Here is a 2,072-nt window from a genome sequence, read left to right on the forward strand (position 1 = left end):
TGGCGGCGGCGGCCTCCGCCCACGGGCCGCTTGCCTCCGACCTTGCGAGCATGGCAAGCCATCTCCAGCTTTTTCATGCGCTGGCGATTGGGCTGACCGCGCTCGCGCCACTACCCCGGTGGGGGCATTGGGGCGCGGCGCTGGGCTTTGGTCTCGGGAGTTTGGGGTTTTGCGGCGGGCTCTATAGTCTCGCCTGGCTTGGGACGAGCTTAGGGCCGCTTGTCCCGCTCGGGGGCAGCGCGCTTATTCTCGGCTGGCTGGTCTTTGGCGTTGCGGCGCTGAAAAGCCGCTTTCCCGCTTAAGTTCCCGTATGCACATGCGGCAGCGCAAGTTCGATGCGCTGCATCGCCGCTTCCGCCGTCAAGGGCCGGTCGAACAGATAGCCTTGCCCGCCCCAGCAGCCGTGGGCGGTGAGATAATTGGCAACTTCCGGCGTTTCGATGCCCTCGGCGACCAGATTAAGTTCCAAGGAGCGCGCCAGCGTAATCATCGCATCGACGATGGCGGTGGAGCGGCGGTCGTGGCCGATCTGCGACACGAAGCGCCGGTCGATCTTGAGCCCGTCGATGGGGAACTGCAAAAGATGGCTGAAGCTGGAATAGCCGGTGCCGAAATCATCGATCACCACGGCTAGCCCGCGTTCCCGCAGGGCGTGAATCTGGTTCAGCACTAAATCGGCATGGGCGAGGATCGAGGTTTCGGTCACTTCAAGCTTCAGCGCCGATCCCGGCACGCCAGTGGCTTCCATCGCGGTATCGATAATGCGGATAAGCGACGGGTCGGCGAACTGCCGGGCCGAGAGATTGACGCTGATCGTCGGGGCCTGATCGCCCAGCAACCGCCGCCAGCGCGCCGATTCAACGCAGGCCTGCTGGAACAGGCGCGCGCCGATATCGAGAATAAGGCTCGATTCCTCGGCCTGCTCGATGAAGCGGGCAGGCGGGATAATCCCTTCGGTCGGGTGAATCCAGCGCACCAAACCTTCAAAGCCAACCAACCGCCGGTCGCCCAGGGACATGATCGGCTGAAAGAACAGCTTCAACTCGTCGCGGCTGAGCGCGGCGACCAAATCGGCTTCGAGCCGCAACCGCGCCACGGCCTGATGGCGCATAGTCGGGTTGAAATGGGCAAAGCTGCCGCCGCCTTGCTCTTTGGCCCGGCGCATGGCGGTGGCGGCATTGCGGATAACCTCGTCCGGATCATCTTCCAGCCGCTCCGGCAGGGCGATGCCGAGGCTGATCGACTGGGTGAGCGTGTGCCCGGCGATGATGATCGGGCTGCGCACTTCGGTGAGCAGCACATCGGCGATGGCCTCCAACTCCGACGGCGCGGTAACGCCCGGCACCAGCAGGGCGAATTCGTCGGAGCGCAGCCGCGCCAGCATACCGAATTTCACTGCGTGTTTGTCCAGGCGCTGCGCCAGCATGGACAGGGCGAGATCACCCGCCGCGTGCCCCAGACTATCGTTCACCCTGGCGAGATCGTCGCAATCGATGCAGATGATGGCGTAGCCGAGGCGCTCTTCAACGAGATCGTTGAGGCGCAGGCGCAGCGCGTCGCGGTTCGGCAGTTGCGTCAGCGGATCGATGGTAATGACGGCGGCGGGGGCTTCCTGCGTCGAGAGCAGCGCCCGCAACCGTCCCTCCGCCTGGCCCAGCCGTTCTTCCGCCTGGGCGCGCTGAAGATTGCTCACGGCAATCGCCACGCAATCGGCGAGATTGGCGACGAAGCTTTGCTCTTCCACCAGCCATTGCCGGGGGCCGCCGCGATGCTCGCAACAGAGAATCCCCCAGTTCTGGCCGCCGATCATAATCGGCGCATCCAGCATTGCGCCGATCCAGGCTTTCTCCAGATACGGCAGCAGCGAGCCTAAGCGCGCGTCGGTCAGCGTATTATCGCTGATAAACAGCCGGTGCGTGCGCACCTCGTTGAAATATTCGGGGAAGTCGGCGGCATTGAGCGTGGTGCCGACAATATTCGGCACCCCCGGATCATCGACATAGGCTTTACATTCGATCCCCGACCCATCGGGGACAAATTGCCACAGGCTGCACCGCGAGATTTGCAGCATC

2 protein-coding genes are annotated in these 2,072 nt (G+C 63.8%); one reads left to right on the top strand and one right to left on the bottom strand.

All coding sequences use genetic code 11. The annotated features are described in order from the left end of the window. The coding region (locus tag VZ95_RS17425; protein WP_045776991.1) for a DUF423 domain-containing protein at positions 1–302 on the top strand (302 nt) is incomplete at its 5' end. Here the strand turns inward: VZ95_RS17425 and VZ95_RS17430 are convergent. Further along, a partial coding sequence (locus VZ95_RS17430) for a putative bifunctional diguanylate cyclase/phosphodiesterase (RefSeq protein WP_052711899.1) occupies positions 299–2,072 on the bottom strand: 1,774 nt, incomplete at its 5' end. The two genes, VZ95_RS17425 and VZ95_RS17430, sit on opposite strands and share 4 nt — an antisense overlap.

The sequence above is a fragment of the Elstera litoralis genome (assembly GCF_000963705.1).
Lineage (GTDB): Bacteria > Pseudomonadota > Alphaproteobacteria > Elsterales > Elsteraceae > Elstera > Elstera litoralis.